The 16,277-nt window shown below is 36.7% G+C and carries 14 protein-coding genes; 1 reads left to right on the forward strand and 13 read right to left on the reverse strand.

The features are described from left to right. Nucleotides 1-77: 77 nt before the first annotated feature. The 5 genes from dnaJ to murJ all read right to left on the reverse strand — a co-directional run bounded on the left by dnaJ (nucleotide 78) and on the right by murJ (nucleotide 6,898). The gene (dnaJ, locus tag Q7U95_RS02955) at nucleotides 78-1,154 is read right to left on the reverse strand and encodes a molecular chaperone DnaJ (protein ID WP_308751788.1); all 1,077 of its coding nucleotides are present in this window, start codon (nucleotides 1,152-1,154) and stop codon (nucleotides 78-80) included. Nucleotides 1,155-1,162: 8 nt separating this feature from the next. After that, complete coding sequence (gene hrcA, locus Q7U95_RS02960) at nucleotides 1,163-2,200, reverse strand: heat-inducible transcriptional repressor HrcA (protein WP_308751789.1); 1,038 nt, start codon at nucleotides 2,198-2,200, stop codon at nucleotides 1,163-1,165. A gap of 68 nt (nucleotides 2,201-2,268) precedes the next feature. Further along, nucleotides 2,269-3,420 (reverse strand): radical SAM family heme chaperone HemW, encoded by a 1,152-nt coding sequence (gene hemW / locus Q7U95_RS02965; protein ID WP_308751790.1) that lies wholly within the window; start codon nucleotides 3,418-3,420, stop codon nucleotides 2,269-2,271. A gap of 16 nt (nucleotides 3,421-3,436) precedes the next feature. Further along, the gene (lepA, locus tag Q7U95_RS02970) at nucleotides 3,437-5,251 is read right to left on the reverse strand and encodes a translation elongation factor 4 (RefSeq protein WP_308751791.1); all 1,815 of its coding nucleotides are present in this window, start codon (nucleotides 5,249-5,251) and stop codon (nucleotides 3,437-3,439) included. Continuing rightward, nucleotides 5,252-6,898, reverse strand: coding sequence for a murein biosynthesis integral membrane protein MurJ (murJ, locus tag Q7U95_RS02975; protein WP_308751792.1), 1,647 nt, complete (start codon nucleotides 6,896-6,898; stop codon nucleotides 5,252-5,254). A gap of 119 nt (nucleotides 6,899-7,017) precedes the next feature. Between murJ and rpsT the strand changes: the two genes are divergently transcribed. Beyond that, a complete protein-coding gene (gene rpsT / locus Q7U95_RS02980) occupies nucleotides 7,018-7,551 on the forward strand; it encodes a 30S ribosomal protein S20 (RefSeq protein WP_308751793.1) in 534 nt (177 codons plus the stop codon). A 92-nt stretch (nucleotides 7,552-7,643) separates the two neighbouring features. Here rpsT and holA read toward each other — a convergent pair whose 3' ends face one another. From holA to Q7U95_RS03020, 8 genes are all read right to left on the reverse strand, one after another. Next, the gene (gene holA, locus Q7U95_RS02985; protein ID WP_308751794.1) at nucleotides 7,644-8,612 is read right to left on the reverse strand and encodes a DNA polymerase III subunit delta; all 969 of its coding nucleotides are present in this window, start codon (nucleotides 8,610-8,612) and stop codon (nucleotides 7,644-7,646) included. Nucleotides 8,613-9,095: 483 nt separating this feature from the next. After that, a complete protein-coding gene (locus Q7U95_RS02990; RefSeq protein WP_308751795.1) occupies nucleotides 9,096-11,396 on the reverse strand; it encodes a DNA internalization-related competence protein ComEC/Rec2 in 2,301 nt (766 codons plus the stop codon). 11 nt (nucleotides 11,397-11,407) lie between these two features. After that, the gene (locus tag Q7U95_RS02995) at nucleotides 11,408-12,037 is read right to left on the reverse strand and encodes a helix-hairpin-helix domain-containing protein (protein ID WP_308751796.1); all 630 of its coding nucleotides are present in this window, start codon (nucleotides 12,035-12,037) and stop codon (nucleotides 11,408-11,410) included. Nucleotides 12,038-12,119: 82 nt separating this feature from the next. Continuing rightward, nucleotides 12,120-12,254 (reverse strand): hypothetical protein, encoded by a 135-nt coding sequence (locus tag Q7U95_RS03000; protein ID WP_308751797.1) that lies wholly within the window; start codon nucleotides 12,252-12,254, stop codon nucleotides 12,120-12,122. Between the two features lie 257 nt (nucleotides 12,255-12,511). Then, nucleotides 12,512-12,910, reverse strand: a complete 399-nt coding sequence (locus Q7U95_RS03005) for a PIN domain nuclease (protein WP_308751798.1) — start codon at nucleotides 12,908-12,910, stop codon at nucleotides 12,512-12,514. Beyond that, nucleotides 12,897-13,103 (reverse strand): type II toxin-antitoxin system VapB family antitoxin, encoded by a 207-nt coding sequence (locus tag Q7U95_RS03010; protein ID WP_308751799.1) that lies wholly within the window; start codon nucleotides 13,101-13,103, stop codon nucleotides 12,897-12,899. The genes Q7U95_RS03005 and Q7U95_RS03010 overlap by 14 nt, the downstream gene beginning before the upstream one ends. Nucleotides 13,104-13,227: 124 nt before the next feature. After that, entirely contained in the window at nucleotides 13,228-13,767 is a 540-nt protein-coding gene (locus tag Q7U95_RS03015) for a hydrolase (protein WP_308751800.1), read from the reverse strand. Between the two features lie 433 nt (nucleotides 13,768-14,200). After that, nucleotides 14,201-15,898, reverse strand: a complete 1,698-nt coding sequence (locus Q7U95_RS03020) for an AIPR family protein (RefSeq protein ID WP_308751801.1) — start codon at nucleotides 15,896-15,898, stop codon at nucleotides 14,201-14,203. Between the last annotated feature and the right edge of the window lie 379 nt (nucleotides 15,899-16,277).

The following is a 16,277-nucleotide window of genomic DNA, read 5'->3' on the forward strand; positions in this document are numbered from 1 at the left end:
GACGAAGGATGGATAAGGAAACTCTCTTCATTTTAATAACAGAAAAACCTAACAGAATAATTATAAACTTCCAGCTTTTAAGAAACTCTCTTTTTCATGCCTAATCCCTTATCTTTAAATTCTGCCATGTCTTTTAATAGTTTTTTTCGCGCTGCGCTTAATTTAGTAGGAGTAGCAACATTAATTCTTACAAACTGGTCCCCACTTTTTCTGTTATTGAGATAAGGCAGACCTTTCCCTTTTAAACAAAAAATTGTCCCGCTCTGAACACCGGGAGGAAGTTTCAGCTTTTCGTTCCCGCCAAGGGTTAAAACCTCAATTGTGGCTCCAAGAGCAGCCTGACTAAAACTAATAGCATAATCACAAATTACATCGTAATTATTTACCTCGAAATAATTGTGGGGTTTAACATATACATTTATATATAAATTACCTATAAGCCCTCCGCGAAATCCGGCTTCACCTTGACCTCTAATTTTAAGTCGAGACCCCGAAGGAACTCCCGCTGGAATTTCAATGGAAATATTACAGTTTTCGTTAACTCGTCCTTCCCCGCCGCAAGCTGAACATGGAGAAGTGATAATTCCCCCTCTGCCGCCACATTCCTTGCAGGTATGAGTTTTCACCAAGTTTCCAAAAAGACTCCTTTGGGTTGAACGGATAAACCCTGAACCTCCACATGAAGGACAAACTTCAACAGAGGTTCCATACTCGGCCCCGGTGCCATTGCACTTCTTGCAAGTAACAGCCTTTTTAATATTTATAACTTTTTTAACACCTCTTTGGGCTTCTTCAAGTTCAATCGCAACTTCATAAATTAAGTCAGAGCCCCTTTCTCTCGTTGGACGTGTTTCACTTTGAAACCCAAAGTCTCCAAAAACCATCCCGAAAAGGTCTTCAAATCCACCAAAACCACCAAACCCAGCGGCACCCGTTTTAGCATGACCAGAATTATCGTATTGGTATCGCTTTTCAGAGTTAGAAAGGATCTCATAGGCCTCAACAATTTCTTTAAACTTTTCTTCGGCGTCAACGTCAACGGAATTTACATCGGGATGATATTTGCGTGCTAAATCACGATACATCTTTTTTATTTCTTTTTCAGTTGCATTCCTGCTCACACCTAATATGTCATAATAATCTTTCTTCCCCATTACATCTCCTAACTATACAAAGATTCAAGAAAATAACTCAAACTTTTAGAAATACTTTCAACAACCGATATTGAGCGAAAATAGTCAAGACGAGTTGGCCCCAAAACACCCAGCGCTCCCAAACTCTGACCTTTTGCTCCGTAAGTACCAAAAACCAAACTACACTCATCGACCTCATCTTTGAGGTTTTCATGACCTATTCTCACAGAGACAAAACCCGGTTTCGAAGTGTCTTTATACAAGTTTGCAATGATATCACCTTGCTCCAATATTTCCAAGATTAATTGAATTTTCTTCGAATTTTGGAATTCCGGTTGAAGCAAAATGTTTGATGTTCCTCCAAGAAAAAATTGCTCATTTTCTTCACTAGTAAAACAATCCAAGATATGTCTCATCACCCGCCCGGCCACGTCTCTAACCTCAGGCGAAAATTCAATTAAGTTTTGCCCAATCTCCATAATCTCTTTTGGCCTTAAATTATCAAGCCTTTCATTTAACAAAATTTCGAGATTACGAAGGCATTTTTGAGACAACTCATAGTCTAAATCTATAATCTTTTTTGAAACATAACCCGTATTCATGATGACAACTATCAAAACAGTATGAGGCCGAATTAATATCAAATCTATATGTTTTAAGTAATTTACTTTTGAGGAAGGGGCAAAGACAAAAGCAACATATTTGGTAAGTCTTGATAATAAATGTGAAGTTTCCCGCATAAGAACATCGAGTTCGTTGTTCCCCGCAGAAAAAAGTTCACAAATGGACCCTTCTTCAGAAAAAATAAAATTTCTTTCTTTCTTGAGAAGCTCATTAACATAATACCTGTATCCGCTATCTGTAGGTATCCGCCCAGCCGATGTATGCGGTTGCAGCAAATAACCTGCTTTCTCCAAATAAACAAGTTCGTTCCGAACCGTAGCAGAACTAACTTTTAAGCCATAGTTCTCGACAATCCGCTGTGAACCAACCGGTTCCACGCTTTTAATATAATCTTCAACAACCGTTTTTAAAATAAATTCCTTACGACTATCAAGAGCTTGCACTTTAGCACTCCCCTTTATAGACTGCTAACACCTTAATAAATTATCATCCTAAGTTTATTGTGTCAATCTCATACAAATTCAGCAAAAACTTCGTTGGCTAAAAACAAACCCCTCTTTGTTAATTTAAGATTTTCTCCACTTGCCGGGCAAACAAGAAGCCCTTTTTCGATTAAATCGTTTATTTGCTGTCCGTAAGCATCAAGTAATTTAAAACCAAATTTTCTCTCAAACTCATTTAGGTTGATGCCGTCAAGTAGCCTTAAGTTTAAAAAGAGAGTTTCACTTAGAGCAACATTGTCTGACAACTTTTCACATTTCTCTAAAACACTCTCACTCAACTTAAGCTTTTTGACATAATCAATTGGACTATCAATATTCTTGTATCGCCAATTGCCGAGATGGGAATGAGCTCCCGCTCCAAAACCTAAGTAATTTTCATTTTTCCAATAAAGCAAATTATGCTTGCATTCTTTCCCGGATTTAGCAAAATTAGACAATTCATATTGAGTTAATCCCATCTGGTTTAAAAAAGCAGTACATTTGAGATACATGTCAGCTTGAATATCTTCTTCAGGCACATCAAATAAACCATCAATTATCTTTTTGTGAATAATGGTTCCATCGTGAACCTCAAGACAATAAGCAGAAATGTGCTCAGGATCAAGCCCAACTGCTTTTTCTAACGTATCGCTCCAGCAATTTACAGTTTGTTTTGGAATCCCAAAAATTAAATCTAAATTAACGTTATCAAAACCAGCCTTTTTGGCATATGAATAAGATTTACAAATCTCCTCTGAAGAATGCTTTCTACCTAAAATCTTTAACATCTCATTATCAAAGGCTTGCGCTCCAATACTCAGCCGATTAAATCCAATGGCTCTTAATCTTTTTAATTTATCTTGAGTTATCGTTTCGGGATTTGCTTCAATGGTTATTTCGATTTCACTTGAAACTGGAAATGATGAAAAACAGGTCATGTAAATTTTATTAAGGTAGTTTACGGGCAAGATAAAAGGAGTGCCTCCGCCAAAATAAATTGAAATAATTTCCCCTAAAGCTTCATGCCCTTGAGCAAATTTTTCAATTTCAATGCAGATGGCCTCAACATATGAAGCATAGAAATTCTCGAGGCCGGAATATGAATTAAAATCACAGTAATTACATTTCTGTTTACAAAAAGGGATGTGTATATACAATCCAAGAGGCTTGTTATCAGCCATAAATTTAACCTTAATCCTATTTTTCTTTATCTACCTTTAAAACCGCTAAGAAAGCTTCTCGTGGAACCTCAACGCTCCCTATGTTTTTCATCCTTTTCTTACCCGCCTTTTGCTTTTCAAGAAGCTTTCTTTTACGAGTTATGTCTCCGCCGTAACATTTAGATAAAACATCTTTACGTTTAGCTTTTATTGTTTCACGGGCAATTATTTTGCTCTCTATAGCCGCCTGTATTGGTACATCATAAAGCTGACGTGGAATTATCTCCCTTAATTTATTAACAAGTTCTCTCCCTCGAAAATACGCGGAGTCCCTGTGAACTATAAAAGACAAAGCATCTACCGGTTCTCCGGCAAGTAATATATCAAGCTTAACCAAATCTGACTCTTTGTAACCAATATGCTCATAATCCATTGAGGCATATCCCTTAGTGCGAGATTTTAAGGAATCATAAAAACCATACATCATTTCACTTAAGGGAAGATGGTAATGAAGCTGTACCCTACTAGTGCTAAGATACTGCATATTCTTAAATTCACCACGTTTTTCTTGACACAAATCCATAATTCCACCGACAAATTCAGGAGGGAGTAGAATTAAAATAGAAACATAGGGTTCTTCAATTTTTTCTATTTCACCCGGAGAAGGAAAGTTGGCCGGATTACTGATAACTTCGGATGTTTTGTTAATTTTTACCACATTGTATACAACATTAGGGGCAGTCGCGAGCGAATCTAATTTATATTCTCTTTCTAAACGCTCTCTTACTATCTCCATATGCAAAAGACCCAAAAAACCACAACGAAACCCAAAACCCAAGGCCTTTGAAGTTTCGGGTTCATAAGCAAAAGAGGGGTCGTTTAGTTTAAGCTTATCAAGAGCATCCCTCAAATTTTCATATTCGCCCCCATCTATCGGATAAAGTCCGCAAAAAACAACCGGTTTAGCTTCTTTATACCCGGCAAGAGGTTTATCGGTAGGTCGCTTTTCTTCGGTAATAGTATCCCCTGCCTTCGTTTCTTTTACATCTTTAATTCCAGCTATCACATAACCCACTTCGCCAACAGATAGTTTGGAAACGCTTGTCATTTTAGGACGAAATACCCCTACCTCTTCCACTTCTGCCACTTTCCCAGTTGCCATCATTTTAATTTTCATACCGGGTTCAATTTTCCCGTCAAAAACCCTAACAAAAATTATTACGCCCCGGTAAGAATCATAAACCGAGTCAAAGATAAGCGCCTTTAAGGGGGCCTTTACGCTCCCCTTGGGTGCGGGAATCCTTTCAATTATGGCCTCTAAAACTTCATCTATTCCTTGTCCCGTTTTAGCACTCACCAAAAGAGCATAAGACGCGTCAATCCCTAAACTCTCTTCAATTTCATGTTTAACTCTTTCCGGCTCAGCACTGGGCAAATCAATCTTGTTAAGAACCGGAATTATTTCTAAATCATTATTTAAAGCAAGAGAAGCATTGGCTATAGTTTGCGCTTCAACCCCCTGGGAAGCATCAACAACCAAAAGTGCTCCTTCACAAGCAGCAAGACTTCTTGAAACCTCATAGGTAAAATCTACATGACCCGGAGTATCAATTAAATTTAAAATATATTCTTCTCCGTCTTTGGCTTCATAAGAAATCCTTACGGCTTGAGCTTTAATGGTTATACCCCGCTCACGCTCTAAATCCATTTGGTCTAAAACTTGCTCTTTCATCTCCCGTTTAGAAATGGTGTGAGTGACCTCAAGCAAACGATCTGCAAGGGTTGATTTTCCATGGTCAATATGAGCAATTATCGAGAAGTTTCGAATCTTCCGAGGATTTAAAGTATTCATTTATCTTACGTTTTTGCCTCTCTTAAATTTATCTCTAATTAGATTTGTAAAGATTGAAATTTCCTCAAGCTTTAAAACTTTTATAATTAAAAGATAGATAAAAACTCCGACACCTATCCCTGTGCCAACTGAGACAGCTTGTCCAATTGTAGCTTCTCCCATCAAAGAAGCCATTAATTTCCAGCTAAAAAATGCCCCCACTCCAAGCGCCGCGGAAGCTAAACAAACTTTAAAAAAAGTGATCATTATTTTGCGTCCATCCATTTGACCAACCCGCTTTCTCATGATGATAAGCAGGCACAAAAAGTTAAAAGTCATAACAAACGAAGTTGAAAGCGCCACTCCACCATGTTTCAATGGCCCAATTAAAGCCCAGTCACAAAAATAATTCACTGTTATGGCGATAACTGCAACTATTGTTGGCGTTATGGTGTCTTTAAGAGAGTAAAAAGCTCGATTTATAAAATGTAACACACTAGCCGAGGTAAGACCCAAAGTGTAAAACAACAATGCGTAAACTGTAGCCGCGGTTGCATCCGGACCAAATGCTCCTCTTTCAAAGAGCAATTTGACAATAGGTTTTGCAAGAACCATCAAACCAACAGAGGCGGGAACCATTATCAAAAAAATCAGTCTTAAACCCAAAGAAAAAGACTTTTTTAAACCGGAAAAATCATTTAAAGCAGCTTGTTTGGAAAACATGGGGAAAAACACGGTTGAAATCGCAATTGCAAATATTCCCATGGGCAAACTCCATACCCTGAGAGCATAATGAAGAGCAGCAACACTTCCGGCTTTTAAAATTGACGTAAAACGAGTATCAATAAATACGTTTATTTCAATACTGGCCAAACTAAAAACGATAGGAATAACAAGCGCCGCAATTTCTTTTACGCCGGGATGATTCCACGCTAATTTAAATGAGTAAGTCCACCCTTTTTTTCGTAAAAAAGGTATCTGAAATAAAAGCTGGACCAATGCGCCCAATGTAACACCAACTGCCAAACTAATCGGACCCAGTTTGGGCGTCAAAGCCACAATTGAAAAAATGACAAGAATATTAAAAAAAATGGGAGCGAGAGCCGGAGCAGTAAAATGATTGTAGCAATGCAACATCCCCATCACAAAACCCGACATTCCCAAGAAGATAATTGCGGGAACCATTATCCGAGTCATTTGCACGGTAAGATTAAACTTAGCAGAATCAGCTATAAATCCAGGAGCCATTAATTTGCTTATGTGCGGAGCAAAAATAAAGCCGATTATCATAAAAAAAGTGAAAATTAAAAATAGAAAATTTGCGACGCTACTTGCGACTATATCTATACTTTCATTGTCTTTTTTTATTAAATACTTCGTGATTACCGGAATAAAAGCAGAGCCGATGGCCGCGCTGCCAAAAAGTTGCAATAGTAGGTTTGGAATTGCGTAAGCTACCCTGTATGCATCGGCAGCCATTCCGTTTCCAAAATAGGCGGCCATAACCACCTCTCGGAAAAAGCCGAATACACGGCTACCCAAAGTTGCGACCATAACAATTAGCGTTGCTTTAGCTAAAAAAGATTTCTGAGTAGATTTTTCATTCTCGGGTAAATTTGTTTGAGACACTACTGCCTCTTCAGCACTTACCTCTTCAAAAAATTCCATATCCAATTGACTCCTCTTAATAATCAAAGCATTATATCATATCTTTTGGTTATCTTGTCAGCTTATAAATGATATGTTATACTGCCCCATGTTTTATAAATATATAGGAGGAGAAACTTTTGGCAAATATTAAATCGCAAATTAAGAGAACAAAACAATCCGAGGTAAGACGTATAAAAAATAAAAGCGTAAAATCTAAGTTAAAAACGTTAATTTCATCGTTTAATAACGCTGTTAAAGAAAAGGATAAAGAAAAAGCATCGAGCATTTTAAATGAAACGACAAAGGCGTTAGACAAAGCAGCTTCAAAAAAGATAATACATAAAAATAACGCAGCCAACAAAAAGGCAAAACTCACAAAAAAGTTTGCTAATTTGGTTAAAAAAGTGGCGGAAGAAATTAAAAAAGTTCCTAAGGCCGTTTCAAAAACTGAAGAAGAAGCACCAAAGATTACAAAAGAAAAGGCCGTAGTTAAAAAATCCGTAAAATCAACAAAAATAAAAAAGGCCGCGACTAAAACAGCTACCAAAAAAGATACAAAGAAACCGGCCGCGAAAAAGAATACTGCTAAAACATCTACAACAAAGAAAGCTTCAAGCACCGCCAAAAAAAAGACTACTGCTAAAAAAACTGAACCAAAAAAGAAAGCGTAAATTTAAAAAAGCCGCCTCTCGGCGGCTTTTTTAAGTGCTAAAATCACTATTTACATATGTTTAAATTTTATCCCGATTTTTAATTCTTCAAATCAATTTAAAATTCTTGCAATTAAAGTTTCCAATGTCAACCGCGGTTCCTTTTTACTTGTTTTTAAATCAACTTCAGCTTCCAAAAATAACTCATGTGCTCTTTTAAGTTGCTCAATGGTAAAATTTCTACTTTGTTCTCGATAGTTGCTAACCACAAATGGAGGCAGCCTTAATTCTTGAGCCAGTTTTGAGTATGAAATCCCTCTAACCTCCAAAAGAACTTTGGTTTTAAACAATAATCGAAACTGCCGAAGTATCATATGAAATAAAAAAGATATTGGCTCTCCGCTCTGGATTAGGTTATCCAAAACAGCAAGAGCTTTTCCTTCTTGACGTCTACCAATTAAATCTACGAGCTCAAATGTCGAATTTTCAGAGGATTTCTTTATTAAAGGTTTGATGTCATCTAAATTTAGCAACTTTTTATCTTCATGATAGAGACATATTTTCTCAATTTCACTTTGCATCCTCATTAAATCGTTGTCAAGATTTAAGCAAAGATAATTAATTGCTTCATCGGCAACCTTCTTGTTTTTCTTCAAAAACCTTTCTTTTACCCATTTTGGCATTCCTCCCCGATTTGGAGACTTATACTCGTAAACATAACCTTCGTTGTTTGCTACTTTATAAAGCTTGCTTCTCTTGTCAATTTTAGTTGCCATTAAAATAAAATGAGTAAAGACCGGTGGTTTTGTAATATAATCTATAAGCACATCAGAGGCCGTTAATTTATCCGCTTCTTTGACAACTATAAGCCGCTTGTCTGAAAAAAAGGGAGGAGTGTTTGCAGCTCCTAAAATTACATCAATGCTCGTTTCTGACCCTCTGAATTCTTCATAATTTAAGGTCAAATCCACAGTATCTGAAAGTCTTTTTTTAAGCCGATCTACCGCTTCCTCAAGAAGCAATTTTTCCTTTCCGTATATTATGTAAATTGGTTTTAATTCTTTAGCGTTCTCTTTTTTCAAAAAATTCTCCTTAGATTAAGTTCATAAATAACTATTTTAATAATATACCAAATTACCAAATCTTAACTTTAAAAAATCATTTAATAAAATGAGATTGCCGCGCCCTTAGGGCTCGCAATGACCAATCTGCAATCAATAGTCATTATTTTTTGTTTTTTAACCTTCAGTGGGTCGGACAAATCGAAACTTGAGGCCGTCCCGATGAAACGAGTGGAAGGCTGGAAAGCTCACCACGGTCGGGCAGGCCCTCCACCTACCTGCCAATGCCTAATGGCATAATAGGCGTAGGCAGGTCGCCGCCGAGAAGTGAAGCGGGGAGGAGAAACGCTCGAATCAAGAGCCAAGAACAACCCGCAAAAAAATATAATCAAAACCGAGATTGCCGCGCCGTGCCTACCGGCAGGCAGGTCGCTTACGCTCCTCGCAATGACTTCTTTTTAGTTTTGCATAATTAATTATGGAGGCTGGAGGCTGGCAGCTTACTTACTTCTCTGTTTCCACCCAAAGCTTATGACCGTCAGATGTTATGGTTATTGTTCCATTTCTATCAGTTCTATAAGTATCAATACCAAGTTCTTTAAGTTTCTTTAAAGTTGAGCTTGCCGGATGGCTATAACGGTTATTTCCCCCTACCGAAATCACCGCAACCCTTGGGCTTGCGTTTTTAAGAAATTCCATATAACAACCGCCGGAGCTTCCATGATGCGGAACCTTCAAAACATCACACGCTAAATTCACCCTTCGTGATAATATTTCTTTTTCTGCCTCCTCTTCTATGTCGCCGGTAAACAAAAACGATATATCTTTGTAAGATAGCTTTACAACAACTGAGTTGTTGTTTAAATCCGAGTCCGTTCCCGTGATAAATTCTTCTTCAGGATGAAACACAAGCAGTTCTATCTCTCCAATTAAAAATTTTTGTCCGGCTCGAGCCAATTTATAAGTGGTGCCCTTCTCTTCTGTCGCCGAAAGAAAATCCACATATAGTGAAGAGGTATGAGCTTGGCCACTGTCTAAAACCATGCCCACATTATAATGGCTAAAAACTTTTGCTAATCCCCCAACATGATCAGCATGAGGGTGAGTCAGAACAAGCAAATCGATTTTTCTAACACCTAATTGTCTTAAATGGGCATCTAAACAATTATAATTTTCTCCCCCATCAATTAATATCGTCTCCCCTTGTGGTGCTCTAATCAAAAATGAATCTCCTTGTCCGACATCTAAGAAACTTACAGAAAAATCTTTAGGAAGAGAGCTTGTCCCTACTTGAAACCAGATGGCAACTGAAAAAATAATGAGAAATAAAATTACAATCCATTTTAAACTCACAGAAAATTTCTTGCGCTTTAGATAAAACAAACCCCCGGCAAGCGCCCCATAATATCCAAAAAATGCCGTAAAAGTTGGGCGGGGGAAATTAATATTTCCTCCGGGAACAGAAGCAAAAAATCCCGCGGTGCTTCTTAATAAATAAAGAAATAGGCCCGTTAATTTATAAAACGGCAGCGAAAGATGCCGAGAAAACAATCCCACAACTGAAGCACATGCCCCTGTAAAAAGCGTTGGGGCAAGTAAAGGAGCAACGATTAAATTAGAAACCGTTGTCATTAAAGACAAACGTTGAAAATAGTAAACCAAAATTGGCAATAACCCTAATTGTGCTCCAATGGTTGCGGAAACAAGAGTGTTTAATTTTTTAAAAGGCGAATTTAATTTCGGTTGGATAATAGGAGTTATAAAAATTATTCCAAGAGTAGCCGAAAAAGATAATTGAAAACCGACATTGTAAATCATAAACGGATCGTAAACTAATAAAATTAAAGCAGCAGCCGAAATTGCCGACAAAATATCCTTCTCCTTCGCAAACAGCCATCCAAAATAGCCAATTATAAGCATAATTGAAGCCCTTAAAACCGAAGGTTGATTGCCAACTAAGAGTGCGTAAAAAGAGACAAATACAATTGTTAACGTGGTTCTTATGGGAAGGGACACCTGACTAAAAATTAAAAAAATAATTCCGGCAAGAACCCCCACGTGCAACCCCGAAACAGCTAAAAGATGAGCTACACCCGCTTTAGCAAAATCATCTTTTACAATATCTGAAATTTGAGAACGATCACCAAGTAAAACTCCATTTAAAAGAGCTGCCTGTCCCGGGTTAAGAGCAAGCTCAGATTGAGCTTTAAGTTTTTTGCGCGACCCAATAATAAAATTTTTCTTTTCACCACAAATTTCTATACTTTTAGGATAGACGGAAAACAGCACTGCCATTTTCTTTCTTAAAAAGTACTCCTTGCAATTAAATGAATCAGTATTTTCGGGGATATAGGGAGTACCTTTAACCATGACAAATTGCCCCGGCTGAAGTCCGCAATCCAATCCTCTTTGAACGCTTACCCTGGTTTTCTCTGATACAGAATAGACATCTTTCCCATCATTTATCTCGCTTATTTTTAAATCGAAAACAACTTTATCGCCTTTTTTTAAAGGTTCGCTAATCACGTCTCCCTTAACCACAACGGCCTTATTTTCCTTAGCAAATTGAGACAACTGACCGTTTTCGATGTGGCTTCTGGCGAAACTGATAAAGAAAGCGCCAAGAAAGACAAATATTAAAAGAACAAAAACCTTAGTAAGTTTTGGCGACTTTGAATAAGTAAAAAAGGCAAGCAAAATAAGTGTAAAAAGTAGAATGAATAGATAAATAGCTTGAAAATTAAAAAAATTTCCTATACCAAGACCGAGAATATATGCCAACGAAAACCAGAAAATAGGCGGCAAACCCTTTCCTCTCAATTGGCCACAACCCTATCTTTTATGCTCTCAAACTTTTTTGCCCCAATTCCTTCCACTTCTAAAAGTTCATCTATCGTCTTAAAGCCCCCGTGCTCAATTCTATAATCGACAATCCTTTGAGCGATTACTTCACCAATCCCGGGTAACTCTTCAAGTTGTTTAGCAGTAGCCGCGTTGATATTGACGGGGCCCAATACCGCAGATGCCTCAAAAATTTCAGGAGGCAAATCTTCCCCCACTTTTGGCACATATATTTTTTGGCCATCGATAAGCTTTGCGGCTAAGTTAAGCGCTTCTAAATTTGCATCTTCCACTGCTCCACCCGCTTTTGCGATAGCATCCTTTACCCTGTCTCCTTCTTCAAATAAGTAAACATCCGCATTTTGAACAGCTCCACAAATATAAACATAAATTTTTCTTACTTCCTCTACTCTCTCCTCTTCTATCCCTTTCAGGTCTTCAACTTCCTTTACTTCCTTAACCTGAACCACAGGTTTACTTCTTAGATATAGTGTTCCACTACCCAAAATCAAAAAAGCAACAAGAGCCCCAACAGCATAAACCTGCCCCTTGCTCAAATAAAATTCGTCAAAGATTTTCTCAATAAACTCTTTAATTTTTTCCAAAACAACCATTCCTTAAAATGTAAAAAGCAACTGAGAACTATTTTTCTCCATAAACTTTTAAAATCCTTTAAATTGAGGAATTTTATTTGTTATCGCGAGCGAAACGAAACGAAGCGCGACGATCTCGAAGTTCCTGGTAAACAGAGATTGCTTCGTCATCCAACATAACGTCGGAATCCTCGCAATGACAAAATTCAACAGTCTCGTCTTCAGCCATCAGGAAAAACAAGGGTATGGGGTGAAGTTAAAAAAAAGGGGGGGGAATACTTCCATCCGTCATTGCGAGGATTCATCCTGAGCTCAACCGAACGGTGAAGCCCCTGACGGCAGGCAGGGAAGCAATCTCTAAACAGAAACATGGCAGCATGTTGGTGCAATTAAAAGAATATGGAGCAAAGTTCAGCCAAAAGGAAAACTTAAGAGCAGAAAGGAAGAGCTGTTAATTGTGAGAGTAAGGGATTTTAGCAGTCCGTTTTAAAGTCTATAGATTTGCAGTTCTTTAATTGTTTTAGCAATTGAGTCGAAATCTTTATCATTATGGAAAAGTACAAGTCCGTTTTCAATGGCAATTTGAGCAATGAAACAATCTACTAACTTTCTTATTGTAAGTCCTCTTCTTCTGCAAGCTCGATAAATTTGGGCAGATTGGATATAGGAATGAACGTCCTTTAAGGAATAAATCGGAAACTCTAAAAGACGAGATTTCACAACCTTAAAATCCTTATCTGATTTAATGCCCTGTAAAATTTCAGCAACGATAATATCGGCGAGACAGACGTCATCTTCCTTAATTAACTTGTGCATAGCAACCCTATGAAGTGTGTCCGCGCCTCTGAAAAAATCTATCCAAACTGAGGTATCAATCAATATCAAAACGAGTGCCCCTTAGCTCCTCCAGATTTCCTTCCCACACAACTTTTCCTTCAAGTTTTAAAATTCTCTTACGCTTTCTTCTTTCAACCAGTTCTTTCAAAGCCATATTAACCAGGTCTTTTTTGGTTTTAAGCTTCGTCAGTTTTAAACCTTCTTTTACCAATTTATCGTCCAAAACTATATTTGTTCTCATTCCGCTCACCTCAAAGCACAGCTTCTATATCAGGTACACACAATATACCATAATTATGTGTATGATTCAATACGATTGGAGTTAGGAGCTTCTAAAATTAACCATAAATCAATGACCCAACAGACTACTTAACTATTTTAAGGATTTCTTTGAATTTTGGGCCTTCAGCAACCTTTAACAGTTCAAATAACGCAGTCTCCACGCTTGTTAAACTTCCGCCCACTTCCTTTATCCGTTCCAAACCAATCTGTTTATTCTTAGCCGTTCTTGAAGAAATGGTATCGGCAACAACTTGCACTTTATATCCTAAATTAACCAAATCTCTGGCAGTTTGATAGACACAGACATGAGTTTCAATGCCCGCCAATAAAACATGATTGCGTTTCAAGGTTTTCATTTCTTTCATAAAACTCTCACTTGCGCAGCAGCTAAAGCTAAATTTACTTATAGGCTCAAGGTCGGAAAGAAGCTGGGCAATTTCCGGCACGGTGGACCCTAATCCTCGCGGATTTTGCTCAAGCCAGATAATGGGAACTTCCAATACCTTAATCCCCTTGATGAGCTTTTGAAGATTCTCAATAAGCTCTTCCCTCTCATACATCGCCCTGGCAAGCTTTTCCTGGACATCAATTACAACTAAGACGGTGTTATCGACATTTAGCATGGTTGCTCCTTTTGATGACTATAAAGATAATTTGGTTAATTATAAACCAACTTTGTAAGTTAGCAAAAAACAAGAGGAATATCTTTTTCAAGACCTTGAATCCTTCATAGAAACATAAAAGTCCTCTATAAACACTTCAAATCGCTGAGAACAATGGCGCAAAATAACCCTTCCGGCATGTTCAACTAATTTTCAGACAATTGAAGCATCATCTTAAGCAGAAAATTCAAAAGACATTTAGACGTTTACAAGGGTAAATTTGAAAGCTGAGTTTATAAAATTGCTAATAATACTTTATTGCCTCAGAATAAAATTCTAGGATCTTTAAAAACACTAACAATAATTTTACATAACAACCAAGGATGGGGAGAAAGAGCAAAGCCATATTACGAACAGATGTCAGCAAAAAATAGCATACATTTATTTTGATTTTTTAGGAATTTCTAAAATGCTCAAATATTTCTTTTAAAGAATCTTCAGAATGACGCACTAGGTCTTTTTTGTGTGCTTTCGATATTTCAATATTCATATTATCTACAAATTCTTGATTTTTGAAAAGATTTTTATAATCAAAAAAACCTTCTTCTTTTTTTATATATTCAGCAACATAAGCATTTATATCTAGAGCAACTAGTTTAAAAAGTTTCTTTATTGACCTATCAAAAATCTCCAAGTTTCGACCAGTAACATAATCATTAGGGTTCTCTATAATTTCCCCTCCAAACTTATCGTTGCCTAATATTTCTCTAAAAAATCTCAGAATTGCAAATTTAGCAAGACCATAGTGTCTTGTTTGAACATTGTCTAATTCTTTAATGTTATCTTCGATAATTTTATATATTAAGTAAGCCAAATATATCCTTTGTGGAGTAATTCTCCTAGAAAATATTTTAGTATACCTACCACTAAACATTTTTGATTTTAAATGAGTATTATATGGTGCTCTCAAAAAAAACGCTTCAATTAATTGAGCAGCAAAATCCATATCGATTACAGTTTTATACCCTTCTGGGGATTCTCCTCTTTTTATTCTGTAAAGCACATCGCCCCCAAAAACTTCTTCAAATCTACTCTTAAGACCAATTTGTACTCTGTCATTAGATTTAAGATCTTTCAAATTAATTGCGTTTTGGTTGTTGGTATAGTAAGTAATATCCTGAATCAACCGACTATGTGGTGTAACCTCAATAATCTTAGTTAATACTAATATGTCATCTGTTAAAACAGACTTATTTCGATAGAAGGATAGAATTGATTGACAACCGTTTATTACTGAATAATTATTTAATGTGATTTGTTTTAGCCCTTCATCAAGGTTAAATTCGCTACAAATTATAGTTATACCATTATGATATAAGAAAAATTTTGAATGTTCTTCTTCCTTCTCTAAAGTCTTCTTTATTTCTTTATTTACCCTCGTTGTTCCTGCCCAATACCTAACATTTCTGGAAAATAAAGTATGATCCTGAATACCATCAAGTTTGAGTATTTCTTTTGCAGGTAAAGCAAGCACTATTGTCTTATTGCCAGACACATTGTTATATTTGATTGTACTTATTTCAAGTAGATTAAGAATTTTAGGTGAATTAACTACCTCAGCTTCTGAAATATACGTATAACTTTGAAGTACCTGTTTTACATCATAAGTTTCAAGATCTCGGTTAGCTTTCAAATACTCTTTGGCATTTCTATCAAAAATTTTGTTTGTTACATAAACCAGAATCGCCTTATATTCGTTTGCTACTTTTTCTTCTATATCCAGATTTATGATAAGATTTTTTAATTCTTTATTAGCTAGACTTGCCAACAAACTACTCACATCATCTTCAGAATCAAACCAGCTCCTTACACCTGCAAATTCTCTTATTTCGCTATCTCCTTCATAACGATTATTATAAGGTGAGAATTTAGACTGAAATATGTATATCTCTTCAGATTCATCATCAACCCAAATACCATCAATTCCTTTATCATTGCTTCCATCACAAACAGAATCAATCGCCACATCTTCATCTAAGCAAAACATATAACGTAAAAACCAAATCAAAAACGCTGAGCTATCATTTCTAAAATCAGATTTGAAGTCATTTACTTCTGCTCTAAGTCTTGTGTTAAACTCATTTTGGTTCATGTAAATTCACCTCAATTTATAAATTCAAAGAATAGAATTACAGAATTACCAGATTTCTTTAAGCTTAAATATCTATACACAAACACTATGTTCAACTTCAACAAAAAATCCCAAATCCCCTTTAAAATACAATTATATTTTAAATTCTTCATGTGTTATTCGCAAGCGACCCACCTCTGAAGCTCCGTCGGGCAAGCCCACCAAAAGCGGACAGGCATATGAGCACACTTTTTTATACGCCATATCATTTTTAGGTTTCAAAATAGGTTGTTCAGGAAATAAGCCGAAGCTGTTTGAGTCAGGCTTATATCCGCCTTACAACATAGTTGGAAGCTTTGGTTTAAAAAGCCAAAGGGAAGGATATGGTTTAGTCTGACGA

The organism is Candidatus Oleimmundimicrobium sp. (genome assembly GCF_030651595.1).
Taxonomy (GTDB): domain Bacteria; phylum Actinomycetota; class Aquicultoria; order UBA3085; family Oleimmundimicrobiaceae; genus JAUSCH01.